Annotated in this window: 20 protein-coding genes and 2 riboswitches; of the genes, 14 read left to right on the forward strand and 6 right to left on the reverse strand. The window is 67.0% G+C overall.

Translation table 11 applies throughout. The features are described from left to right. Positions 1–101: 101 nt before the first annotated feature. On the forward strand, positions 102–359 hold the full coding sequence (locus QRM95_RS19490; protein WP_026264693.1) for a hypothetical protein: 258 nt from the start codon (positions 102–104) through the stop codon (positions 357–359). A 5-nt stretch (positions 360–364) separates the two neighbouring features. Continuing rightward, positions 365–1,234 (forward strand): FHA domain-containing protein, encoded by an 870-nt coding sequence (locus QRM95_RS19495; RefSeq protein ID WP_285249079.1) that lies wholly within the window; start codon positions 365–367, stop codon positions 1,232–1,234. Between the two features lie 21 nt (positions 1,235–1,255). Here the strand turns inward: QRM95_RS19495 and QRM95_RS19500 are convergent, their stop codons facing one another. From QRM95_RS19500 to QRM95_RS19510, 3 genes are read right to left on the reverse strand one after another with little or no spacing between them, the layout of a single operon-like run. After that, the gene (locus tag QRM95_RS19500) at positions 1,256–2,902 is read right to left on the reverse strand and encodes a DNA repair helicase XPB (RefSeq protein ID WP_285249080.1); all 1,647 of its coding nucleotides are present in this window, start codon (positions 2,900–2,902) and stop codon (positions 1,256–1,258) included. A gap of 13 nt (positions 2,903–2,915) precedes the next feature. Beyond that, a complete protein-coding gene (locus QRM95_RS19505; protein ID WP_285249081.1) occupies positions 2,916–5,393 on the reverse strand; it encodes a helicase-associated domain-containing protein in 2,478 nt (825 codons plus the stop codon). 10 nt (positions 5,394–5,403) lie between these two features. Further along, entirely contained in the window at positions 5,404–5,637 is a 234-nt protein-coding gene (locus tag QRM95_RS19510; RefSeq protein ID WP_026264694.1) for a hypothetical protein, read from the reverse strand. A gap of 222 nt (positions 5,638–5,859) precedes the next feature. On the opposite strand from QRM95_RS19510, the gene QRM95_RS19515 reads away from it, so the two are divergent. Next, complete coding sequence (locus QRM95_RS19515) at positions 5,860–6,243, forward strand: cold-shock protein (RefSeq protein ID WP_018762148.1); 384 nt, start codon at positions 5,860–5,862, stop codon at positions 6,241–6,243. A gap of 6 nt (positions 6,244–6,249) precedes the next feature. Beyond that, positions 6,250–6,774, forward strand: coding sequence for a DUF3027 domain-containing protein (locus QRM95_RS19520; protein ID WP_502934987.1), 525 nt, complete (start codon positions 6,250–6,252; stop codon positions 6,772–6,774). A gap of 74 nt (positions 6,775–6,848) precedes the next feature. Here the strand turns inward: QRM95_RS19520 and serC are convergent, their stop codons facing one another. After that, positions 6,849–7,979, reverse strand: coding sequence for a phosphoserine transaminase (gene serC, locus QRM95_RS19525; protein WP_285249083.1), 1,131 nt, complete (start codon positions 7,977–7,979; stop codon positions 6,849–6,851). A 272-nt stretch (positions 7,980–8,251) separates the two neighbouring features. Between serC and QRM95_RS19530 the strand changes: the two genes are divergently transcribed. The 9 genes from QRM95_RS19530 (at position 8,252) to QRM95_RS19570 (ending at position 19,428) form a co-directional block, all read left to right on the forward strand. Continuing rightward, positions 8,252–8,953: an iron-dependent transcriptional repressor DtxR gene (locus tag QRM95_RS19530; protein ID WP_285249084.1), complete on the forward strand. Its 702-nt coding sequence runs from the start codon at positions 8,252–8,254 to the stop codon at positions 8,951–8,953. Between the two features lie 110 nt (positions 8,954–9,063). Beyond that, positions 9,064–9,305, forward strand: a riboswitch (cyclic di-AMP (ydaO/yuaA leader). A gap of 10 nt (positions 9,306–9,315) precedes the next feature. Continuing rightward, the gene (locus QRM95_RS19535) at positions 9,316–10,137 is read left to right on the forward strand and encodes a M23 family metallopeptidase (RefSeq protein ID WP_285249218.1); all 822 of its coding nucleotides are present in this window, start codon (positions 9,316–9,318) and stop codon (positions 10,135–10,137) included. Between the two features lie 128 nt (positions 10,138–10,265). Beyond that, positions 10,266–10,447: riboswitch (cyclic di-AMP (ydaO/yuaA leader) on the forward strand. Positions 10,448–10,517: 70 nt separating this feature from the next. Continuing rightward, positions 10,518–11,195 carry a C40 family peptidase gene (locus QRM95_RS19540; RefSeq protein ID WP_285249219.1) on the forward strand — a complete coding sequence of 226 codons (678 nt, stop codon included), beginning with the start codon at positions 10,518–10,520 and terminating at the stop codon, positions 11,193–11,195. Between the two features lie 161 nt (positions 11,196–11,356). Beyond that, complete coding sequence (locus tag QRM95_RS19545; RefSeq protein WP_285249085.1) at positions 11,357–12,124, forward strand: NlpC/P60 family protein; 768 nt, start codon at positions 11,357–11,359, stop codon at positions 12,122–12,124. Between the two features lie 253 nt (positions 12,125–12,377). After that, a complete protein-coding gene (locus tag QRM95_RS19550; protein ID WP_285249086.1) occupies positions 12,378–12,878 on the forward strand; it encodes an HNH endonuclease in 501 nt (166 codons plus the stop codon). 42 nt (positions 12,879–12,920) lie between these two features. Continuing rightward, positions 12,921–13,925: an NTP transferase domain-containing protein gene (locus tag QRM95_RS19555; RefSeq protein WP_285249087.1), complete on the forward strand. Its 1,005-nt coding sequence runs from the start codon at positions 12,921–12,923 to the stop codon at positions 13,923–13,925. Further along, positions 13,922–15,361, forward strand: coding sequence for a molybdopterin molybdotransferase MoeA (locus tag QRM95_RS19560; RefSeq protein ID WP_285249088.1), 1,440 nt, complete (start codon positions 13,922–13,924; stop codon positions 15,359–15,361). Before QRM95_RS19555 ends, QRM95_RS19560 begins: the two co-directional genes overlap by 4 nt. Before the next feature lie 50 nt (positions 15,362–15,411). Beyond that, the gene (fdhD, locus tag QRM95_RS19565; RefSeq protein WP_285249089.1) at positions 15,412–16,296 is read left to right on the forward strand and encodes a formate dehydrogenase accessory sulfurtransferase FdhD; all 885 of its coding nucleotides are present in this window, start codon (positions 15,412–15,414) and stop codon (positions 16,294–16,296) included. A gap of 99 nt (positions 16,297–16,395) precedes the next feature. Next, complete coding sequence (locus QRM95_RS19570; protein ID WP_285249090.1) at positions 16,396–19,428, forward strand: alpha-mannosidase; 3,033 nt, start codon at positions 16,396–16,398, stop codon at positions 19,426–19,428. A 210-nt stretch (positions 19,429–19,638) separates the two neighbouring features. On the opposite strand, the gene QRM95_RS19575 is transcribed toward QRM95_RS19570, so the two are convergent. Together QRM95_RS19575 and QRM95_RS19580 are read right to left on the reverse strand one after the other, a co-directional pair. Continuing rightward, a complete protein-coding gene (locus QRM95_RS19575; RefSeq protein ID WP_285249220.1) occupies positions 19,639–20,373 on the reverse strand; it encodes a hypothetical protein in 735 nt (244 codons plus the stop codon). Continuing rightward, positions 20,370–21,101: a hypothetical protein gene (locus tag QRM95_RS19580; RefSeq protein WP_285249091.1), complete on the reverse strand. Its 732-nt coding sequence runs from the start codon at positions 21,099–21,101 to the stop codon at positions 20,370–20,372. The genes QRM95_RS19575 and QRM95_RS19580 overlap by 4 nt, the downstream gene beginning before the upstream one ends. A 253-nt stretch (positions 21,102–21,354) precedes the next feature. Here QRM95_RS19580 and QRM95_RS19585 point away from each other — a divergent pair, with 253 nt between their 5' ends. After that, a complete protein-coding gene (locus tag QRM95_RS19585; RefSeq protein ID WP_285249092.1) occupies positions 21,355–23,016 on the forward strand; it encodes an ABC-F family ATP-binding cassette domain-containing protein in 1,662 nt (553 codons plus the stop codon). Position 23,017 lies beyond the last annotated feature (1 nt).

Below are 23,017 nucleotides of genomic sequence, written 5' to 3' on the forward strand. Positions count from 1 at the left end.
GAACGTTCAGCGCCCCATCTCTTCCGCCGTCACGGGCTCGGGAATACAGTGTTGATTCCCGGATTCCATCGCTCCTGACCCATGTGAAGGGATTGACCATCATGACTGATCTGAGCGCATCTGAAAACACCACATCCACGGACCGCAGCATCCGCGACTGGGCGGACCTGGCGGAGGAAATGTGGTCATATCTCACCGGCAAGGGTGCTGCCATCAACTACCAGTTCGTGGACATGACCATCGAGGTGCCCCGCGACATCGGTCCTGACGCGCCGCGGGCCACCTGGAAGCTCAACGGCAGCCTGCGGGTTACCACCAGCGACAAGGATGCCGCCGGATCCGATCTGAACCGCGGCTGAAAATCATGGCTGAGTACCGGTTGGACGTGGACCTTGACTTCTCCTTCTCGGACGAGTCAGGGGCAGTCACCCGGGGCAGCGCCAAGGCCGCCGGCACGGAGCTGACGGTATCCCTCGCGGACCTTTCCCCGTTGTCGGGAGGCGGACTCCCGTCCCTGGACGAAGTGAAGCCGCTGGCCGAGGTACTGGCCAGGAAAGGCATCAGTGTCCACGTCTCCGGTCCGGACGGAAACCTCATCAGCCTGGGAGCCGTGGAGAGTCCTGCATCGCAGCGGCTCGTCACCAGGTCCCCCCATATCAAGCTGGGGAAGCTCGGAACCCTCCTGCCGCTCCTTCGGCAGGGACGGCGCCGGCCAAAGGGCATTCCGCTGCTTCCGCCGGCCACGCCGTTGCCGCTGCTCCCCACGGTGCGGCGGCGTATTCCCCGCCGCATCACCACCACGCACTACACCAGGGGGAGCGGCCGGCCACGGCTCATCTTTGTCCAGGACGCAACCACCTGGACCGGCCAGGTCCCGCGTGAAGTGGCTTTGTCGGGGGAGGTCACCACGATCGGCAGCGGTCCGGAGTCCGATATCAGGCTCGAGGGCCTGGAAGGGCTGCATGCGGAGATCAGGCACGACGAGCAGGACGAGTATGTCCTGGTGCCGCGCGGCCCTGTCAGCGGAAGTGTAGCCACCTCCGGTCCTTCCGTGCTCAGGACCGGCGCCCGGATGCAGATGGGCCAATGGTGCCTTGCGTTCTTCCGGGAAGAATTCGCGGACCACGGCCGCCCTTACGGCGGCCGCAGCGGCGGCGAACTGGCCTACGAGCGTCCGCAGTTCGATCCGCGCACGGGAACCATGGAACGCGACAGCTCGTACGGCGTGAGCTGACAGAGTGGAGGCTGCCGGGCCCTATCCGGCAGCCTCGACGTCCTTGGCGTCCATGATCCGGTAGGCATACCCCTGTTCGGCCAGGAACCGCTGGCGCTTTGCGGCGAACTCCTGGTCGAGGGTGTCGCGGGCCACCAGCGAGTAGAACCTGGCAGCCCGGCCGTCCTTTTTGGGCCGCAGCAGGCGCCCGAGCCGCTGGGCTTCCTCTTGCCGGGACCCGAATGAGCCCGATACCTGGATTGCCACCGAGGCTTCGGGCAGGTCGATCGAGAAGTTGGCCACCTTGGACACCACCAGGGTCTGCAGCTCACCGGCGCGGAACGCGTCAAAGAGCTTCTGGCGCAACTTCACGGAGGTGTCGCCCTTGATCACCGGTGCCTGCAGGCGCTCGCCGAGTTCGTCCAGCTGGTCAATGTACTGGCCAATCACCAGCAGCTGCTCACCGGTGTGGCGTGCCACCAGCTGCTCCACCACCTGCGTCTTGGACTCTGAGGTGGCGCACAGCCGGTACTTGTCGGCGTCATCGGCCATGGCGTAGGCAACCCGCTCGTCCTGCGGCAGGTCAACGCGAACCTCGACGCAGTCCGCCGGCGCGATGTAGCCCTGCGCCTCGATGTCCTTCCACGGCGCGTCATAGCGTTTGGGCCCGATCAGGCTGAATACCTCGCCTTCGCGCCCGTCCTCCCGGACCAGGGTGGCTGTCAGCCCAAGGCGGCGGCGGGCCTGGAGGTCGGCCGTCATCCTGAAGATCGGAGCCGGCAGGAGGTGGACCTCGTCGTAGATGATCAGCCCCCAGTCGTGGCCGTCCACCAGTTCCAGGTGCGGGTAGATGCCGCCACGCTTGGTGGTGAGCACCTGGTAGGTGGCAATGGTTACGGGACGGACCTCTTTCATGGCGCCCGAGTATTCGCCCACCTCCTCTTCCGTGAGGGAGGTGCGCCTGATGAGTTCGTCCTTCCATTGCCGCGCGGCAACGGTGTTGGTGACCAGGATGAGCGTGGTGGTGGAACCGGTGGCCATGGCCGCGGCGCCCACCAGCGTCTTGCCGGCGCCGCAGGGCAACACCACCACCCCGCTGCCGCCCGCCCAGAAGTTTTCGCTGGCCAGGCGCTGGTAGGGGCGCAGCTGCCAGCCGTCCTCGGTGAGCGAAATCAGGTGCGGCGTGCCGTCCACGTAGCCGGCCAGGTCCTCGGCCGGCCAGCCGATCTTCAACAGCAGTTGCTTGAGCTGGCCGCGCTGGGATGCGTGCACCACCACGGTTTCGCCGTCGATCCGGGGCCCCAGCAGCGGCGCTATTTTCTTCGCCCTGATGACTTCCTCGAGCACGGGGTAGTCGTCGGTCCGCATCACCAGCCCGTGGCGCGGGTCCTTCTCCAGGCGCAGCCGGCCGTACCGCGACATGGTTTCTGCGACGTCGACCAGCAGCGAATGCGGGACCGGGAAACGCGAGTATTTCAGCAGGGCGTCCAGTACCTTTTCCGCATCCAGCCCGGCGGCGCGTGCGTTCCACAGTCCCAACGGGGTCAGCCGGTAGCTGTGCATGTGTTCCGGAGCCCGTTCCAGTTCGGCGAAAGGCGCGATGGCGTGCCGCGCTTCGGTGGCCAGCTCGTGGTCCACTTCGAGGAGGATGGTTTTGTCGCTTTGGACGATCAGGGGTCCGTCGGTCACGCGGGGAAGTCCTTTACTGCCGCAGTTCCTCGGCGGCTTCGATATCGATAATGCGGTGGACGGACAACACCCGTTCAGTTTCCTTGGCGGGATCGAACACCCGGACCCGTCCTCCGCTGACAGACAGCGGAACAACCACTTCCACGCTGGCATTCCCCAAGCTGTCCACCACGTTCATGTGGATTCGCTGCTTCAGCCGGATGGCCCGCTGCAGCGCCTCCAGCCCCAGCTGCGTGGCGGCTTCGCTGCCCGCGGCAGGTCCCGGGGAGTGTCCGACGGCGTCACGCGCCTGCCGCAGCAGGTGCAGCTGGGCATCCACGTCCTCCGCCGCAGGTGCCAGCCGCGGAGCGGTATAGACAGGGCGGAGGCTTTCCTGCGGGGAGGCAGCGCGGCGAAGGTGGCCGGCGGGTTCGGCGCCGTCCACCGAGGGGGAGAGGCCCAGGCTGCGGAGCGCGGCGGCAACGTCGCGTTGCGGGGCCGAGGACGCCACGACGGTGGGGGCAAGCCGGACCAGCCCAAGCTGCGCCGCTTTCGGGCCGGCCAGCAGCCCGGCGAGCATCGCCTCATCGTCGCTCTGGATGAAGCTCGCGGCCTGCCCCACCCGCAGCCTGCCGTGCCGGGAGGCGGTGTCCTCCACCAGGTACTCCAACGGTTGCGGCACTGCGGTGGCCGAGTGCTCACGCAGGAAGCGCAGCAGGGCGGGGGCGTCGTAGCCGTCGTCGAGCGCCCGTTTGATGGACTCGGCGGAGAACCGGTAGATGGTGGCCGGCCCCTGCCCTTCGGCATCGGCCATGGCCAGCAGTTTTTCCGTGAGTGCGGGGGCCAGGTAGCCCGGCGCGACGGCGGTAAGGTCCGCCTGAAGCAGCACATGGTTCAGCGCTGCCGGGAGGTGCTCGCCAAGGATGGCCAGGGCGGCGTCGGGATTGTCTTCGGCGAAAGCGCTTCCCAGCTGGCTCAGCGCCCCCGATCCCACGAGGCCCAGCAGTTCGGCCTCTGCCAGGACGCCGCGGATCAGGGAACTGAACCGCCTGGCCATCCGCGGCTGTGACCATTCCGCCCGCTGGAGGACCGCGGCGGCATCGAGTACCGGGGCAGCGCCGTCCGGGGCTGATGCCTCGCACGTGAGTTCATGCAGGATTTCCAGGATGCGTTTACGGACCACCGGGGCATCGGGCCGCTGTGCTCCGGCGGACAATGCGGCGATGGTGGTGCCCGACGCGGACCGGGCAGCAGGTGTGCCGGGCGATGTACTCACTGGTTGGCCCACCATTGAGGGGACGCGCTCGCTGGCCAGCCAGGCGTTGACCAGCCACAGCCATTGTTCCTGCCTCGGCAGGAGGAGCCACTCGAGCTGGGGCGGCTGCACCCAGCACGAAGAGTCGACGTCGAGGCGGATCAGGCCGGCCAGGCCACACAGTTCCAGAAGCCGCCCCACCGCGCCCTGGTCGATCCGCAGCTGTTCGGAGAGGCGGCGCATTTCGCGTACCCCCACCCCGCCGCTGCGCAGGGTGGCCAGCGGCTGGTCCCGGACGGCATGCAGCAGTTCGGAGACAAGCCGCAGGGTCTCCGAAATCGCGCTCAGGGCCGCGTTCCTTCGCAGTGCTGCGGTGGTGCGGCCGAGTTCGGGGACAGGGGGCGCAAGGGTGAAGTCGTCGATGATGGCACCGCCGCGGAGAGCCAGCCCCACGCTGTGCGGCAATTCGACGTGCGCGGCGTCGAGCGGGACCAGCAGGCCGCGGGCAAGGAGCCAGTCCACCGGGCCGACATCGGCCGGTTCCGTCAGGACCGAGGCCTTCCGTTGCGCCTGGGGGACGGCACCCATGGCCCAGTTCCGGAACCTGGCGAGGAGCGCCGTCGTCCGCTCCGGGGCTGCGGCGAGGATGTCCCGCAGCGCCTCCGGAGATGATGTCCAGTGCTGGAGGGCCAGTGCCGCTTCCATGGGTGTCGTGGCATCCTGGACGGCGAAGCCGCTGCGGTGCAACTCCGCAACCAGCGGTACTGCCCGTTGGGCGAACGCCGGCTGGAGGCGCACCAGTTCCGTGTAGCTGCGGCCCAGTCCGGCCGGGTAGATTCCCACCACGTCCTTGAGGGCGCCAGCCGGGAGGTAGAAGGCGTGTCCGGACGCTGCGGGCGGGGAGCCGTGCGGTGGAGCGGCCGGGTGGACCAAGGCAAGGTCCTGCAGGGTGCCAAGGATCTGTTGGACGGTGGCCAGGGACGAACCCTGGATCAGTTTTTGCAGGCCTTCAGCGGACGCGCTGTGGCCGGTGTCGGTGTTGGTGCACAGATGCAGGGTCTCGAGCACCTGCATCTGGGGCCGGTTGAGCCGTTCCAATGCCCGCTGGACGCTGACCCGGGAGCTCGCCCGCGCTGCGAGTGCCGCGAAATCCGGCACCGAGGGGGAGATCAGGTCCGGCCGCGCGGCGAACAGTGCCCGCAACGAGTCGTCGCTGCGTGCCTCCAGGTCCTTGCCGAGCGCACGAATGAGGGACATCAGTCCAACGTTACCGCGGCTCCCGCCTTCCCGCCCGCCGCCGGGCGGCCACGCCATCGAGGACCAGCAGGAGCATCAGGATGAAGGCCACCGGGAGGCCGTACAGCGCTGAGTAGGTGACCCATGTGGGAGCGACGGACCCCGCGAAGGCGAGCGCCATGACCGTTCCCACCGCTACCAGGGAGAGCAAGGCAATAACAGCTGCGAGCACCATCAGGGGCCGGCGGAAACGCAAGGGTGTCATGGAGGTAACGCTACAGCGGCGCCGGCGTGCCGCTAAAGCCCGGGGCTTGCGCCAGGGGCGGAACAGTGAGGCCGGAAGCATGATTAGGGCATGCGGCAGGATAACCTTGAAGCATACAGACCAACACGGTTTGCAGGGGCCATACCTTGAACCCGCACAACAATGCGGACGCGGTGGCACCTGGCCGTGTCTCATGACAGCAGAACGAAGAAGGTTGATTACGTGCCTACCGGCAAGGTCAAGTGGTATGACAAGGACAAGGGATTTGGGTTCCTCGCGGGCGAGGACGGCCAGGAGGTCTTCCTGCCCAAGTCGTCGCTGCCCGAGGGTGTAACGGAGCTCAAAGCCGGCACCCGCGTGGAGTTTGGCGTCGCGGACGGCCGCAAGGGTGCCCAGGCACTGGGCCTGCGCGTGCTGGACAAGACCCCGTCCATTGCCAAAGCAAAGCGTCCCAGCGCCAAGGACCTCGCACCGCTCGTGCAGGATCTGGTGACTGTCCTGGACAACCTGTCCGGGACGCTGTCCAAGGGCAAGTACCCGGACGGCAACAAGGGCAAGGCAATCGCGGCCGCCCTGCGCAAGGTTGCCGACGAGCTGGACGTCTAGGCGCCGATGAACCCCCAAGCTGAACAACCGGGCATGGCTCCACAGGAGCAGGCTGCCAAGGCTGCGCCAAAGCGCAAGGCCGGGGTTCCGGTATGGCGGACGGGCAAGCCTGACGCGTTCCTGGCGGCCGCTGTGGATGTTGCACTGGCCGCGGTTGAGGGCATCACGCCCCCCGCCACCATCGGGCCGCACCTTGGTGCCAAGAGCGAGGGCGACCGGCTGGTCACGCACTTGTTCGAGTCCCGCTTGGCCGGCTACGGCGGCTGGCAGTGGTACGCGGTGTTGACCCGCAACTCCCGTTCCAAGGTGGTAACTGTCGATGAGCTGGGCCTGCTGCCGTCGGAAGATTCGATCCTCGCCCCGGAATGGGTGCCGTGGGCCGAACGCGTGCGCCCCGAGGACGAGCAGCAGCAGGAACCCGAACAAGCCCGCCAGGACGAGGCGCCGGCAGCGGAGCAGGGGTCCGGGGATGAAGAGGCTGCCGACGACGACGCGGAGCCTGCCGCCGGCGACGCGGAGCCTGAAGACTAGGCAAGGATTTCCTGCCACACACGAAAAGGCGCCGTCCGGGTATTCCCCGGGCGGCGCCTTCGTGTGTGCCTGGACTACTTGCGGAGCTCGCCCACGACATAGTCGATGCTGGACAGCAGTGCCGAAACGTCGCTGGGCTCGATGGCCACGAAGGTGGCGATGCGCAGCTGGTTGCGGCCCAGCTTTCGGTAGGGCTCGGTGTCCACGATGCCGTTGGCGCGCAGTACCTTCGCCACCGTTGCGGCGTCCACCGACTCGTCAAAGTCGATGGTGGCGATGACGTTGGAGCGCTCCTCCGGGTTGGCCACGAACGGGGTGGCGAACTCCGAGGCGTCAGCCCAGCTGTAAATGCGGCCGGCGGAATCGGCGGTGCGGGCAGAGGCGAAGTCCAGGCCGCCGTTGGCGTTCAGCCACTGGACCTGGGCGTCAAGGGTTACCAGGGTGGACAGCGACGGGGTGTTGTACGTCTGGTTCAGCCGTGAATTGTCGATGGCGGTCTGGAGGTCCAGGAAGTCCGGGATCCAGCGGCCGCTTGCCTTGATGGCGGCAGCGCGCTCCAGGGCGGCGGGGGAGAACAGGCCGAGCCAGAGGCCGCCGTCGGAAGCGAAATTCTTTTGCGGGGCGAAGTAGTAGACGTCGCTTTCGGCAACGTCCACGTCCAGGCCGCCGGCAGCGGAGGTTGCGTCCACCAGGACCAAAGCGTCCTTGTCGGCGCCCTGCACCCGCTTTACCGGGGCGGCGACGCCCGTGGAGGTCTCATTCTGCGGCCAGGCATAGATGTCCACGCCGGCCTCCGCCTGCGCAGCAGGACGGGTACCCGGCTCGGACTTGATGATCGAGGATGCTTCCAGGAACGGCGCATTGTTGGTGGCGGAAGCAAACTTGGAGCCAAACTCCCCGAAGGACAGGTGCTGAGCCTTCTTGGACACGAGGCCGAAGCTGGCGATGTCCCAGAACGCGGTGGAGCCGCCCACGCCCAGGACCACCTCGTAACCCTCGGGAGCACGGAAGAACTGGCTGAGCCCCTCGCGGACGGAGCCCACCAGGTTCTTGACGGGGGCCTGTCGGTGGGACGTGCCGAGGATGGTCTTCGACGCGGCAGACAGGGCATCGATCTGTTCCGGCCGGACCTTTGAGGGGCCGGCCCCGAACCGCCCGTCCTGGGGCAGGAGGTTGGCGGGAATCGTGATGCTGGTGTCGCTCACAGGTGCTCCATTCGGCGGGGACGAAAGCTGTGGTCCGGGTGGTGGGTGGCCGGGAGCCGGCCATGGCTGCAGTGCAGACCTCTCCCAATTCTGCCTGAAGCGCGCAGTGTGGCGGGAGCGGGCGGCGCCAATGTCCAGCCAATGAGACGCCGCAGGCGACGGCCTCTATTCGGACTAAATCAAAATAGGCTAAACTCTTCCCCGGACTACGTCGCGGGAAGAGGCGATACGGTGGGACAACGCAAGGTACTGCGCTCGAGGAGCTGAGCTGGATGACGGATCTGATCGACACTACGGAGATGTACCTCAGGACCATCCTGGAGCTTGAGGAAGAGAACATCGTTGCCCTCCGGGCCCGTATCGCCGAACGCCTGCGCCACTCGGGACCCACCGTTTCCCAGACCATCGGCCGGATGGAGCGCGATGGCCTGGTTGTCGTCTCCGGTGACAGGCACCTGGAACTGACCGACACCGGCCGCAAGCGTGCCACTGAGGTCATGCGGAAGCACCGGCTGGCCGAGCGCCTGCTGGCGGACGTGATTGGACTGGACTGGGCCTATGTCCATGACGAAGCCTGCCGCTGGGAACACGTCATGAGCGAACGGGTGGAGCGGCGCATCTACGAGCTGCTGGATCACCCCACGGAGTCGCCCTACGGAAATCCCATCCCCGGCCTTGCCGCCCTGGGCGGCCAGCCCGGGCCCGGGTTCGGAGATGGCGCCATCAGCCTGGTGGAGGCAATGAAGGCCTATGGGCCTGAATCGGCAGTAACCATCAGCCGGCTGGCGGAACCGATCCAGGTGGAGCCGGAACTGCTGACCCAGCTCGACGAGGGCGGTATCCGGCCAGGCGCGTCGGTCTCACTGGAACGCGTCGGTGACTACATTTCGGTACGCGTGGCAGGAATCGAGGGCGCGCTGGAGCTGCCTCCCGAGGTGGCGGCGCACGTTTTCGTCGCCGTGAAGCAGGCCTGACGCCGCCTTTCCATACCCCACCCAAGGGATTCCACGCAAAGATAACGGAATTGTTACCTAGGGCCTGAAGCCCCTATAGTGGAACCCAGCGTTGATACTTAAGCGTTACCTGATCCGGAGCCGAGCTCTGCCAGCGGGCCAGGTGTACGAGTCGTTACTGGCAGAGGCGGGGGAACCACAACCGGCAGCCGGGGGACTGCCTTGGGGTGAAGTCCGTCAGCAGCAAGCCTCTCCAGTGAAGGATTCTTCCGGGAATACCCCTGCGTAGAAGTTTGCCCATGACGGGCCGGGTCTTTGAACTCTCTGACCCGAATCCGACAGCTAACTCCGCAGGCTATTCCAGAGAGGAACCCTTCTTGACCATGCAGACCTCCCGGGGCCGCCGTCGCGCGGCGCGCCCCCCTGAGGCACCCCGGGTTGTCGAAGTAGCCGCCGCGGAGCGCCCCCGCGACCCGCAGCGGGATGCGCGCCGCCGCCGGGGTCCCTTCCGGCAAATCACCGACTTTGCCGCGGCCAGCGGCATCGGCCAAAAGGCCGGCATCGCCCTCGCCGCCACCGGCCTGGTGCTCACGGTGACCATGCCCGCCACCAGCCCCGTCATGGCGACGGATGCGGCCGGGATCGCACCCCAGGCCGCCTCCGCAATCAGCCCCCAGCCCCAGATTTCCGCGGATGTAGGCGCCCAGATCGACTTCAGCCGCTCAGCCGTCGTGACGCAGGCGGACCCCGACGGAAAGCTGAAGCAGCTGCTGAGCGCCCAGTCGGCCGGATCGGTCACCCGCGCGGCTTCCGCCGGGACCCTGGCCGCCCCGCTGGCATCCCTCGTGACCGCGTCCCCCTTCGGCTACCGGGTCAGCCCAATCACCGGCGGCACCGGAGACTTCCACCGTGGACAGGACTTCGTGGCCCAGTGCGGGACGTCCGTCCTGGCGGCCGCAACAGGAACCGTTACCTTCGCCGGCTGGCACCAGTTCGGCGGTGGAAACCGGGTGGTGATCGACCACGGCAACGGCCTGGAGACCACGTACAACCACCTCTCGTCTTTCAACGTCAAGGTGGGCCAAACGGTCTCCCGCGGCGAAGTCGTGGCGCTGAGCGGGACCACCGGCGCGTCCACTGGCTGCCACCTGCACTTCGAAGTCCAGGTCAACGGCGAAGTGGTCGATCCGATGGGCTGGCTGTAACCGTATGATTGCGCACTCTCAGATCGCGGTGACCCGCCGTGACCTGAATGTGACATTGAAGCAAAACTGCTGTACCGTCTAACTTGCGTCAACTTTTCCGAAGTTGACGCTCTTGAGTGGATTGCCTAACTCTGCCACCGCTCAAGGTCCGTTCGCATTTCATCGTCTGGCAGGGGCGGGGGAACCAATTTTGGCCTTCTGCATTCCGGAAGGCCTTGGGGTTAAGTCATGAGCTTCCCAGGAAGCGAAGTGGCCGGGTGACTCCCATCCGAATCCGACAGCTCACCTCGCAGGCATTGGGAGAGGCTACCTTCGTGTCTTCACGCCATAATTCTGCGCGCCACCGTGCGCAAACGGTTCGCGCCAATCCCTTGGACGCCATGTCCAAGGCCGTGAGCGCCAATGCCGGGACCGTGGGCCGCCAGGCTGCCGTTGTGGCAGCGGCTTCAGGCCTCATCCTGAGCATGGGCCTGCCGGCCAACGCCGCGGACACCACCGCCGGCATCTCGGCCTCCACGGAGTCCGGTTCCGCGCAGACCGCCCTTGCTGTCACCGCGGCCCCCACGGCCACCGTTTCCTTCGAGCGTCCGGCGGTCAAGACCACCGCCGCCCCGAAGGTGGAGCCCGTGCGCACCCAGTCCACCGCGTCCGCGGACCGCACCGCCACCGCTGCCGGCCAGGAGGCGTCCAAGGCCGGACAGGCAGTGGAGGCCGTTTCGTCCGCAGCCACCTCCGGCATTGCCGCGATCGCCTACACCGGCATCGGCCACCCCTACGTCTGGGGCGGCACCACCCCCAACGGTTGGGACTGCTCCGGGTTCGTCCAGTGGGTCTATGCCCAGGCTGGCATCAGCATTCCCCGCACGAACGCGTGGAGCATCATGACCCCCACCTCCACCCCCCAGCCGGGTGACCTCGTGGTCCAGAACGGTGGCGCACACGTCGGCATCTACGTCGGCAACGGCATGATGATCAGCGCGCTCAACCCGTCGCAGGGAACCATGCTCCACTCGCCGGCAGCCACCGGTACTTCCACGTACTACCACCTGAACAAGTAGTTCTTGGGCTCCACGCTCCAAGGGCTATTTCTTTGCCCCAAGCTTTTTCGCTAGAAACCACATCCCCGTTCGGGACGCGCCGGCGTACCCCCAAGATGCCGGCGCATCCAACCCCCTCGGACAGGCCACCGCGGTCCAGAGGAAAACGAAAGAGAGAACTGATGACGACTCGTGCTACCGCACGGCACCGCGCCGAGGTCACCAAAACCAACTCGATCGCAATCATTGCCAAGGCTGTCAGTGACAACGCCGGCGGCATGGGCCGCCAGGCTGCAGTAATTGCTGCAGCGTCCGGCCTGGTCCTGACCAGCGGCATCGCAGCCAACGCTGCCGACACCAACGTCAAGCGCGACTCCGCTCCGGCATCCGCCATGGAAGTTGAATCCGCCGTCGACGCTCCAATCTCAGCGGCTTCCACCATTGCCATCAGCTTCGAGAAGCCCGCCGTCACCACCACCCCGGCGCCTGCTCCCGAGCCCGCGGTTGCGGTACAGGAAGCCGCTCCGGCTCCCGTCGCCCAGACCGTTGCCGCTCCCAAGGTCACCGCCAAGGTTGCAACTGCGGACGCCACGGCTGCCCCCGCCGCCCAGGTTTCAGCCAGCGGAAAGGGTGCTGCCATCCTCTCCGCTGCCTACGCGCAGCTCGGCGTGCACCAGGACTGCACCATGCTGGTGACCAACGCACTGGCCGCTGTCGGCATCCACTTCCACGACTGGCCCGCCGGTTACCTGTCCCTCGGTGACAGGGTGCCTGCTTCGCAGGCCCAGCCCGGCGACCTGATCTACTACGCCGATGGTGGTGGAGGAATGGCCCACATCGCCGTGTACGCCGGAAACGGGATGGCCGTCCACGGTGGCTTCAACGGCAATGACACCGTTGTGTTCAGCGCCAACGTTGGCTCCGGACCGGTCTTCATCCACGTCCGGTAACCACTACGGCCCGCCGCACGCGGCGCCGCGTGGGATTTGCCTGGAAAGACCCCTGCCATTGAGGCGGGGGTCTTTCCCGTTTAAGCCGCGCTATTTTGCGTGCACCCGGGAGGGGGAACCGGCCTCCGCGTGTACCGATTACCTGATATTGCATTTCTCTGTTTACTCTTGTGATGTCGATCCATAGCCCGGACATGCCGAGGGCAGCCGGCCCTCGTGCCCCTGACGGGTGCGGCCGTGAAGAGGTACGTGCATGCGCACTCTCGTTCTGAATGCTGGATATGAACCGCTGGCGGTTATCACCTTCCGCCGGGCGCTGGTGCTTGTGCTCACAGGCAAGGCGAGCGTGGTTGCCGAGGGGGATGATCCCGTGGTGGGCCCCACCGACGTCCTGGGCCGCCCGTCCGTGATCCTCCTCAACCGCTACATCCGCCCGCGGTATAACCACTCAACGGCCGTCAGCCGCCGTGGTGTGCTTCGGCGTGACGGGCATAAGTGTGCATATTGCGGAAAGGCGGCGCACACAATCGACCATGTCCACCCAAAATCGCGGGGCGGGGCCGATTCCTGGGAGAATCTCGTGGCTGCCTGCCTGCGATGCAACAACGTTAAGGGTGACCACACTCCCAGCGAGATGGGTTGGACCCTGCGCTTCGTGCCGGAGCCGCCGCACGGAACCATCTGGCAGATCAAGGAACTGGAGAAGCCGACCCCCGCCTGGGATCCGTTCCTGCTTCCGGAGCGCGCTGCCTGACAAGCGGCTTCCAGGCCGGTTGCTGTTCGCTAGGCTGGGTGGGTGCAAACGGACCCGTTGATCTTTGACGCCCTGATCCTGGCGGGCGGCCGGTCATCACGGCTGGGTGGCGTGCCCAAGCAATCGTTGGTTCTTCGGGGAAGAACCCTCCTGGACTGGACCATTGAGGCCGCTGCCGGTGCCCGCCATACGGTGGTTGTGGGTGATGTTTCTTGCAGCAGCCCGCCGTCCCGGGGGGTTTCCGATGATGCCGGGCCCGCCCAGTCCCTGCCGCCAGGCGTCCTGTCCTGCCGGGAGGAGCCTGCGTTCGCCGGTCCTGCCGCCGGGATTTCAGCCGGCCTGGCGGCCCTTGCCGAACATGGGGGAGGGGCGCCCTTCACTTTGGTTCTTGCGTGCGACATGCCGCTGGCAGCCCGGGCGGTGGCGACGCTCCGGGCCGCGGTGGCCGCTGCGGGCGATGGCCGGGGCGCCGTGGCCCGCTCGGCCGACGGCAGGGAACAGCCGTTGGCAGCCATTTATAACACGGATGAGTTAAAAAGATCGTGCGGCGAGTTGTCCCTTCGGAACGCTTTGGTCAACGGTTCGGTGAGGTCGCTCCTTGCTAATCTGGACGTGCAGCTTGTCAGAGTCCCAGCCGGGTCCACTGCCGACGTGGATACGTGGGGTGATGCTGCCACGCTGGGGATCGCCGCCGGGAGCCAGCGCGAAGACCTTGACCAAAACGTGCGGAGCCAACGTGGGAGGCAAGTCGTGAAAAGCCAGGACGAAACGCTGGAGGAATGGTGCAGGGCCCTGCTCCAGGCATACAAGCTGGAGGACGTCCAGGTGGACGTGAACGCAGTGCTGTCCCTTGCCGGCGTCGCGGCCCACGCCGTTGTCCGGCCGGCTGCTCCCCTCACCACGTTCATTGCAGGCTTCGCCGCGGGGTTGGCCGCCGCACCGGGCAGGGACATGGACAGTGCGTCCATGGAAGCGGCAATGTCCGTGGCACGGTCCCTGGCTGCCGACTACGAGAATGAAACTGCCGCCGGGACCCCCGGCGAATGACGGCAGAACCCCGCGCCTGGCCGGAGGTCCCACCCGCCGACGACCCTGAAGGACCACAGGGGACCGCCGGGCCCGAAACACCTGGACCGGATGCCGAACCCGGCCACGGGCATCACCTGGCGCACACCTGGGAAGAAGCCCGGCAGGCTGCGTTCGATGCCGCCACCCCCATCCCGCCAGGGCCGGTGCCGCTGCGGATGGCCGTCGGCCGCAGGCTCGACCAGGACATCCTGGCACTCCAGGACATGCCGCACTATGCGTCCTCAGCCATGGACGGCTGGGCGGTCAACGGCAGCGGCCCCTGGATTCCGGTGGACCCCGGAAACCGCCTGGCCCCGCACCAGGCAAGCATCATCGTCACGGGAGGCCTGATCCCGGCTGGAGGCAAAGCGGTCCTGCGGACCGAGAATGCAGTTTTAGCCACGGACGACGAGGGACTCCCGCTGCTGATGACCGGCGGAAAGGCGCGCCCGGGGGAACCACGCGCCGGTGAGCACATCAGGAAAGCAGGCGAAGAAGCCCTGGAAGGGGACGTCCTGGTCAAAGCCGGCGTGGACCTCAACCCCGCACACCTGGCCCTGGCCGCACTGGCCGGACACGATGAACTCCAGGTCAGGGGCAAGCCCGTGGTGCGCCTGGTCCTGACAGGCTCCGAGGTGGTGGACTCAGGCACCCCCGATCCGGGCAAGGTACGCGATACCTTCGGACCCCAGTTGCAGGACGTCGTAGCGATGCTGGGTGGCATACCCGGCGGTCAGCAGCGGATCGGCGACTCCTACGGGGAGTGGCTTGCAGCGCTCGAAGACGTTGTGCCGGAGGTGCCGGACGCGCCGGACCTGCCGGCCGACGTCGTCATCACCACCGGAGGAACCGGGCGCTCCGGGACCGACCACTTCCGGCGGGCCGTGGCTGAACTTGGCGGCCGGCTGGTCATCGACGGCGTGGCCATGCGTCCGGGGCACCCGGCCGTCCTTGCCGAACTTCCCGACGGCCGCTTTGTCCTGGGCCTCCCGGGCAACCCGCTCGCGGCCATGATGGCATTGTCCACGGTGGGCGCACCGCTCCTCGCCGCGCTGGGCCACGCCGCCATGCCCGCCGTGCAGGAGGTGCCGTGCGGCACCATGATCGAACCGGACCCGGGGCGCACCAGGCTGATGCCGTTCCGGCTGCTGTACGGCATGGCGTCGCCGGCCCAGCACACAGCACCCGGAATGATGCGCGGACTGGCTGCCGCCGACGGCGTGTTGGTGGTACCGCCGCACGGCGTGCAATTGGGGGAGCCGGTGCCGGCCTTCGCGCTGCCCTGGGGGCCGCCCATCCCGCCGCCCGCGGACGCGGCGGCGAAGGCCAAGCCCCGGGCCGGTGGACGGACCGGGCAGCCCAAGGGCAAGCCCACCCCCAGCGGCCCCGTGGACTGGAGCGCGCTGCTGGACTGAGCCGGGCGCCGAAAGTGCCATGATGGAGTCATGACGAGGCAGGCTGGAACATGGGACGCGTAACCCAGCGCCGAAAGGTGCACAAGTTCGTATTGGATGGATCGCCGGGCGCCCTGGAGTACCCGGTCCGCCACCGCGAAGACGTCCTTGCGGTGGAGGAGCCGCTGGAAATCCGGCTCGGCAGGCTCTCCTACTCGGTGACCATGCGGACCCCCGGGGACGACTTTGACCTGGTGGCCGGATTCCTGGTGTCCGAGGGCGTCATCTGGGCCCCGGAGCAACTGGTATCGCTGCGATTCTGTGCCGGCGAGGACGAGGACGGCGTCCAGACGTTCAACGTGGTGGAGGCCCAGCTGCGGCCCGACGTCGAGGTTCCGGACACGGGGCGGAAGGTCTACACCTCCAGCTCCTGCGGCATCTGCGGAACGGACTCCATTGATGCGGTCCAAAAGTCCTCGCACTTCAGCCCGCAGTCTGATCCGCTGACTGTCGATGCGGAGGTCCTGGCTTCGCTGCCCGGGCTGCTTCGGAAGTCCCAGCGCCTCTTTGACGATACCGGTGGAGTCCACGCCGCTGGCCTTTTCAGGATTGGCGACGACGGCGAGCCGCACCTGCTGTGCCTGCGCGAGGACGTGGGACGGCACAACGCCGTGGACAAGGTGGTGGGGTGGGCGTTGCGCGAAGGCCTCCTGCCGCTCACCGGCACCGTCCTGCAGGTGTCCGGACGGGCGTCCTTCGAACTGGTGCAGAAGGCATCCCTCGCCGGAATTCCTGTACTGGCCGCCGTCAGCGCACCGTCGAGCCTGGCCGTGGAGCTCGCAGAGGCCAATGGGCTGACCGTGGCGGGCTTCAGCCGGGGCACGAGCTTCAACGTCTACTCCGGTGATGCCCGAATCCTGCGACCGGAAGCCGCCGTCCCGCGTGCCCAGGGGTGAACTCCCGGCCCGAGGGGGTTGGATGCCGGGAAGCCAACGGGTAGATTTATCCATCGAATGGACACCATGATCCAGTTCCAAGCTTAAAGAGGACCCATATTGCATGACGACCGCAGGATCACGGAAGTCCGCCTGGCAAGGTTTGTGCGCGAGCGCGTCACTCCGGCCATCTACAGCAGGACGGTCCCGCTTGCCCTGAGCAGCTGGGAAGCTCCCGGCGAACCGGTCCCGGCGCTGGAAGCGATGCGCCAACAGTTCCAGCCGCAGGAACACGGCGCACCCTGGGGCAGGCCGTGGGGCACCACCTGGCTGCGGCTTCAGGGGGAGGTGCCGGAATCGTGGGGCGGCGGCCCCGACACCACCCTGGAGGTGGTGGTTGACCTCGGGTTCACCACGGAGGCACCCGGATTCCAGTGCGAGGGGATTGCCTGGCGTCCAGACGGGTCCATCATCAAGGCGATCTCGCCCCGCAACCAGCACATCCCGCTGAAGCTCCTGGGCAGCGGCATGGCCGTAGACTTCTACGTGGAGGCCGCCGCGAACCCGGACATGGCGCAGGGCTGGACCTTCGCGGCCACTCCGCTGGGCGACAAGGCAACGGCCGGCAGAGCGCCGCAGTACCGGCTCGGTACCATCGCCATCGCTGAGCTGAACCAGTGCGTGTGGGAACTCCAGCAGGACATCTGGACCCTGTCCGGCCTGATGGAACAGCTGCCTTTGGAGCTGCCGCGCCGCCACGAGATCCTCAGGGCGCTGGAACGCATGATGGACGTGATGGACCCGGACAACGTCGCCGGGACAGCAGCGGCAGGGCGTGAGGCCCTCGCCGAGGTCATGCGGCGGCCGGCGTATGCCTCCGCCCACCATTTGGTTGCCACCGGGCACGCGCACATCGACTCGGCGTGGCTCTGGCCCGTCCGCGAAACCATCCGCAAGTGCGCCAGGACGTTCTCCAACGTAGTGGCCCTGATGGACGAAAACCCGGACTTTGTCTTCTCCTGTTCCTCGGCGCAGCAGCTGGCCTGGATCAAGGAGTACTACCCGGAATTGTTCGGGCGGATCCGCGAGAAGGTGCGCGCCGGCCAGTTCGTCCCGGTCGGCGGCATGTGGGTGGAATCGGATACCAACATGCCCGGCGGTGAGGCGATGGCCCGGCAGTTCGTGGAGGGCAAGGGCTTCTTCCTTTCCGAGTTCGGTATCGAGTGCAGGGAAGCCTGGCTGCCGGACTCGTTCGGGTACAGCGCGGCGCTTCCCCAGATCGTCAAAGCGGCCGGCAGCCGCTGGTTCCTCACGCAGAAGATCTCGTGGAACCAGACCAACAGGATGCCCCACCACACCTTCAACTGGGAGGGGATCGACGGAACCCGGCTCTTCACCCATTTCCCGCCGGTGGACACCTATAACTCAGACCTCAGCGGCCGCGACCTGGCCCACGCAGAACGCAACTACCGGGACCACGGACGCGGAACCGTGTCCCTGGTGCCGTTTGGCTACGGCGACGGCGGCGGCGGCCCCACGCGGGAGATGCTGGCTGCCGCAGCCCGCACCCGGGACCTTGAAGGGTCGCCCACGGTGCGGATCGGGTCGGCGGAGAGCTTCTTCCGGCAGGCCGAGGACGACTACCAAGGGCTGCCCGTCTGGGTGGGCGAGATGTACCTGGAACTGCACCGCGGCACCTACACCAGCCAGGCGCGCACCAAGAAAGGCAACAGGCGCAGTGAGCACCTGCTGCGCGAGGCGGAGCTGTGGTGCGCCACGGCTTCGGTCCGTACCGGCGGCGACTACGAGTACCCGGCTGCTGAACTCCGGCGGCTCTGGCACTTGGTGTTGCTGCAGCAGTTCCACGACATCCTGCCGGGCAGCTCCATTGCCTGGGTGCATCAGGATGCCGAGCGGAACTACCAGGCCATCGATACCGCGCTCGAAGCAATCATTGGCCAGGCGGCATCAGCCATGCTGGGTCCGGGCGGACAGGAGTTCCTGCTCAATGCGGCTCCGCACGCGCGGCAGGGTGTTCCGGCGCTCGCCGCAGCCCCGCCCGTTGCCGCGACGGACGCCGTAGAGGCCACCCGGGACGGCGACTGCTGCATCCTGGACAACGGCATCATCCGCGCCGTGGTGGACGCCGACGGGCTGCTGCTCTCCCTCCGCGACCACGCCACCGGCCGCGAGGCCATCGCCCCCGGCCAGCGCGGCAACCTGCTGGAGCTGCACCGGGACACGCCCAACGAATGGGATGCCTGGGACATCGACGAGTTCTACCGGCGCAACGTCACGCCGCTGCGCCACGCGGAATCGGTCCGGCTGTCCACCGACGGGGCGGCGGCCGTTGTCGTCGTGGACCGGCTGGCAGGCACCTCGCCGCTCACGCAGCGCATCACCCTGGCGCCCGGCAGCCCATCCCTGGAAATCACCACCACGGTCGACTGGCAGGAGCGGGAAAAGCTGCTCAAGCTGGGCTTCGCCCTGGACGTGAGGGCAGATCGGTCCGCAGCTGAAACCCAGTTCGGCCACGTTTTCCGGCCCACCCACACCAACACCTCCTGGGAGGCCGCGAAGTTCGAAATCTGCGCCCACCGGTGGATCCACGTTGGCGAACCCGGCTATGGAGTGGCCGTTTCCAACTCTTCCACGTACGGCCACGACGTGGGCAGGAGCGTCAGGGAAGCCGACGGCGGAACAACCACGACGGTGCGTTTGTCCCTGCTGCGGGCGCCCAAGTTCCCCGACCCGGACGCGGATCGCGGCCGCCACGAATTGACGGTGTCCATTCGCCCGGGCGCCGGCATTGGCGACGCTGTCGAGGAAGGGTACCGGACCAACCTGGCACCCCGGCTGGTTCGCGGTGCGGCGCCGGTGGAGCCTCTGTTCACGGTCAGCAATCCTGCGCTGGTGGTCGAGGCGGTCAAGTGTGCGCAGGATGGTTCCGGCGATGTGGTGGTGCGGCTCTACGAGTCCCTGGGACAGCGTTCAGCCGGGCGCATCACCGCCAACTTCCCGGTCCGAGGCGTGGTGGCCACGGACCTGCTGGAGCGGGCAGATGAAGCGCCGGGAGTAGTTCCGGACGGGAGCGGGGCCGGGCTCAGCCTGCGGCCGTTCCAGCTGGTCACCCTGCGTTTCACCCGGCAGTAGCTGGTGCGCGGAAGGGTAAAGAGCCTTTAAACAGGCTGAGTGGGGGCGGTCCCCAACGATCCGCCACCACTCATCCCCCCAATGTGTGCAAAGGCGTTTTGGACGGCCCGGCGATTCAGAATTTATCCCCGTTCAAAAGCGCCTGGCCAGCCCGCCTTCACACATTCATGATTGTGTCACACACTAATGATTTTGTGAAAGCGGAAAAGGTTACGTTTCGGTAGATGTCTTTCGGGACACCGAATGGCGGTTGACGATCCGGGCTGTCCAGATCAGGGCCAGCGCGACGACATAGCAGAGGACTGCCGAGTAATTGATGATGAATTCCGCCGCGTTCATCGACGGCGGGATCAAGGGAAAGAGCAGGGTCAGCGCAACGGCTGCCCCGCCCACTGCCAGCAACCCGGCGGCAATCCGCACCAGGAGTGGCAGGCGTTCCCGCACTGCACGCACCATGGGCGGCACGAGGGCGAGTGCAACGAACGCGGGGTAGGCCCGGCCGGCGGCGCCGTAATACTCGACGAGGGCGTAGTGGTATCCGTCCTTGGCGGAGATGGCCATCAGGCCGGCGGAGGAGCCGGACGTGTCCATGAGCAGGAAAAGCGCAACCATCACCGCGGAGATGGTAAGCAGGACCATGAGCCCGGTCTTTCCCGTAATCAGCCGGTAGGCGCCGTCCGCGCCGAAGCCCCTGGAGACCCGGATGCCGAGGAAGAAGATGGCGCCGAAGACGACGAAGCGCAGCAGCAGGTTGGCCAGGTTGATTCCGCCCATCGCCTGGTCGATGACGAGGTAGGGGCCTTGGATGCTCAACAGGATGGCAAGCGTCATCAAGGCGAAGATGCCGAACAGGGAACGGTTTTCACCTCGGAGGGCGCTGGGGATGCGTGCTGCGGCGACGAGGCCGCAAATGGCCAGTGTGCTCCACTGGAGGGTCTCGATCATCCCAGGTTCTCCCATATTTTTTCCGTTTGTGCCTGGTCATGTTCATGCCGGCGCAGCACCTTGCCCAGTGCCTGCAGCCGGTCTCCCGCGAGGACGGTGAGTTCACCGTCGGAGAGGCTGTCCAGTGCGGCCTGCCGGGCCCCCGCGGGCCAGCCGGCCTCCTCCTCGGTCACCAGTCCCGTCGCCACCAGGCCGCCCACGGGGCCCACCCCCGCGGCCACGGCGGTGGCCATGGCGAGTTCGGGGGAGAGCCGGTTGGCCGTCAGCTGTGCTGAATAGTTTTGCGGGGCCACCCCGGTACTTGCCGACACCCGCTGCCGGACCTCGCCGTCGTCGATCGCATCAACCCAGTTCTTCACCGAAGTGGCGTGCGGGGCAGGGCCCAGGGCGGGTGCGGCAGTTCCCGGGACAGGGTCCATGGCGGACCGGGACAAGAGGGCCCGCAGGAGATCGGGCGTGGAAATCTGGCTCACCAGCTCACACTTGGTGGGCGGCTGGGGCGGGCCGGCCAGGACGCGGTAATCGTCGAAGCCGGCCAGCGAAGCGACCGGATTCGCGTGGTAGGCGCGGCTGATGCTGACCACGGTGTTGACGGCCACCTTTCCCCGGACCAGCTGCTGGGCGAGTGTGGTGCGCTTGATTCCGGAAACCCGGCAGACGTCCGCAGTGCTGGCATCGGGGGCGATGCTTTGCAGCCAGCGTTGAAACGCCTTGGCGGGAATGGTCATGAAAAGCCCTCTGCAGAACGTGTGATGGTGTGGATAACTTTACCGTGCCGGCCGGCCCGGAACCGTGCCGCGGATTTTGCCTGCGCCCCACATTCGTCTATAGTTGATGGTCGAGCCCGTTGGTCCGTACACCCCCCAAGTCCGGACCAGCGGGTTCTTCTATGTCCCGCAGCCCCAGCGGCGCCGCGGCCCCGTAACCGCTGCTGCGCCGGCCGCATATTGGCTGCCCGGGCAGTGGCGAAAGGACGAATCAATGACTGCAACCCTCGTTGCCAAGGACGTCTCCGGCGGCCACGGCCACCGTGTGCTCTTCTCCGGGCTTTCGCTGACGGTCGCCCCGGGCGACGTCGTCGGGGTGGTCGGCGCAAACGGCGCCGGGAAGTCCACCCTGTTGCGCCTCCTCGCCGGCGTGGACCAGCCCCAGGACGGTTCCATCAGCCTGGCCCCGGCGGACGCCTTCGTTGGCTGGCTGCCGCAGGAGCACGAACGCCTCTCCGGTGAGACCGTGGCTGGCTACATTGCCCGCCGGACCGGCTGCGCGGAAGCAACCCTCCAGATGGAAACCACCGCAGAGGCCCTGGGCTCCGGCGAATCCGGGGCAGACGATGCCTACTCACGGGCGTTCGACCGCTGGATGGCCTCCGGCGCTGCCGACCTCGATGACCGCATTCCGGCTGCGCTCGCCGACCTCGGACTGGACGCAGGCCCGGATGCGCTGATGACTGGACTGTCCGGCGGCCAGGCCGCCCGGGTCGCCCTCGCTGCGCTGTTGCTGAGCCGTTTCGACGTGGTGCTGCTCGATGAGCCCACGAACGATCTGGACCTCGCCGGTTTGGCCACCCTTGAAAACTTTGTCCAGGGGCTTCGCGGCGGCGTGGTGCTGGTCAGCCACGACCGTGAGTTCCTGGCCCGCTGTGTGACGCGCGTGGTGGAGCTGGACCTTGCCCAGAACAGCGTGGCCGTTTACGACGGCGGCTACGACGCCTTCCTTGAGGAACGCGCGGTGGCCCGCCGGCACGCCCGCGAGAAGTACGAGGACTTTGCGGCCACCAAGGCAGACCTGGTGTCCCGTGCACGGACCCAGCGCGAGTGGAGCTCCCAAGGCGTCCGGAATGCCATGAAGAAGAACCCGGACAACGACAAGATCCGCCGCGCCGCCAGCACGGAGTCCTCGGAGAAACAGGCCCAGAAGGTCCGGCAAATGGAGTCCCGCATCGCCCGGCTGGACGTGGTGGAGGAGCCCCGCAAGGAATGGCAGCTCCAGTTCAGCATCGGCCAGGCACCCCGCTCCAGCGCCGTCGTCGCCACCCTGCGCGGGGTGGTGGCCCGCCAGGGGGACTTCACGCTGGGACCGGTGAACCTCCAGCTCAACGGGGGGGAACGCATCGGGATTACCGGGCCCAACGGCGCCGGAAAGTCGACCTTGCTGCGGCTGCTGCTGGGCACCCAGGCGCCGGACGACGGCGAAGCCTCCATGGGTGCCTCAGTCGCCGTCGGCGAAATTGACCAGGCCCGCGGGCTGCTTGACGGTGCCCGGCCCCTGGGTGACGCCGTGGAGGCCGTGCTGGCCGATTGGAACAGCGCCGACGTCCGCACCCTCCTGGCCAAGTTCGGCCTCAAGGCGGACCACACGTCCCGGACCGTGGATTCCTTGTCGCCCGGTGAACGGACCCGGGCAGCTTTGGCGCTGCTCCAGGCCCGCGGCGTGAACCTGCTGGTACTGGACGAACCCACCAACCACCTGGACCTGCCCGCCATCGAGCAACTGGAAGAGGCCCTGGAAAGCTACGACGGCGCCCTGTTGCTGGTCACCCACGACCGCAGGCTGCTCGAAAATGTTCGGCTCGATTCACGGTGGCACCTGGAAGACGGCATGGTCCAGGAACTCCACCACACTGCAAGCCAGGAGAAATAAC

This window comes from Pseudarthrobacter sp. efr-133-R2A-89, from assembly GCF_030209315.1.
In the GTDB taxonomy this organism is placed as follows: Bacteria; Actinomycetota; Actinomycetes; order Actinomycetales; family Micrococcaceae; genus Arthrobacter.

Coding starts and splice junctions, on each gene's coding strand:
- QRM95_RS19490 (WP_026264693.1), top strand. CDS start 102: ATGACTGATCTGAGCGCATCTGAAAACACCACATCCACGGACCGCAGC.
- QRM95_RS19495 (WP_285249079.1), top strand. CDS start 365: ATGGCTGAGTACCGGTTGGACGTGGACCTTGACTTCTCCTTCTCGGAC.
- QRM95_RS19510 (WP_026264694.1), bottom strand. CDS start 5,637: ATGACACCCTTGCGTTTCCGCCGGCCCCTGATGGTGCTCGCAGCTGTT.
- QRM95_RS19585 (WP_285249092.1), top strand. CDS start 21,355: ATGACTGCAACCCTCGTTGCCAAGGACGTCTCCGGCGGCCACGGCCAC.
- QRM95_RS19550 (WP_285249086.1), top strand. CDS start 12,378: ATGCGCACTCTCGTTCTGAATGCTGGATATGAACCGCTGGCGGTTATC.
- fdhD (WP_285249089.1), top strand. CDS start 15,412: ATGGGACGCGTAACCCAGCGCCGAAAGGTGCACAAGTTCGTATTGGAT.
- QRM95_RS19545 (WP_285249085.1), top strand. CDS start 11,357: ATGACGACTCGTGCTACCGCACGGCACCGCGCCGAGGTCACCAAAACC.
- QRM95_RS19580 (WP_285249091.1), bottom strand. CDS start 21,101: ATGACCATTCCCGCCAAGGCGTTTCAACGCTGGCTGCAAAGCATCGCC.
- QRM95_RS19560 (WP_285249088.1), top strand. CDS start 13,922: ATGACGGCAGAACCCCGCGCCTGGCCGGAGGTCCCACCCGCCGACGAC.
- QRM95_RS19520 (WP_502934987.1), top strand. CDS start 6,250: ATGAACCCCCAAGCTGAACAACCGGGCATGGCTCCACAGGAGCAGGCT.
- QRM95_RS19575 (WP_285249220.1), bottom strand. CDS start 20,373: ATGATCGAGACCCTCCAGTGGAGCACACTGGCCATTTGCGGCCTCGTC.
- QRM95_RS19540 (WP_285249219.1), top strand. CDS start 10,518: ATGTCCAAGGCCGTGAGCGCCAATGCCGGGACCGTGGGCCGCCAGGCT.
- QRM95_RS19530 (WP_285249084.1), top strand. CDS start 8,252: ATGACGGATCTGATCGACACTACGGAGATGTACCTCAGGACCATCCTG.
- QRM95_RS19535 (WP_285249218.1), top strand. CDS start 9,316: ATGCAGACCTCCCGGGGCCGCCGTCGCGCGGCGCGCCCCCCTGAGGCA.
- QRM95_RS19505 (WP_285249081.1), bottom strand. CDS start 5,393: ATGTCCCTCATTCGTGCGCTCGGCAAGGACCTGGAGGCACGCAGCGAC.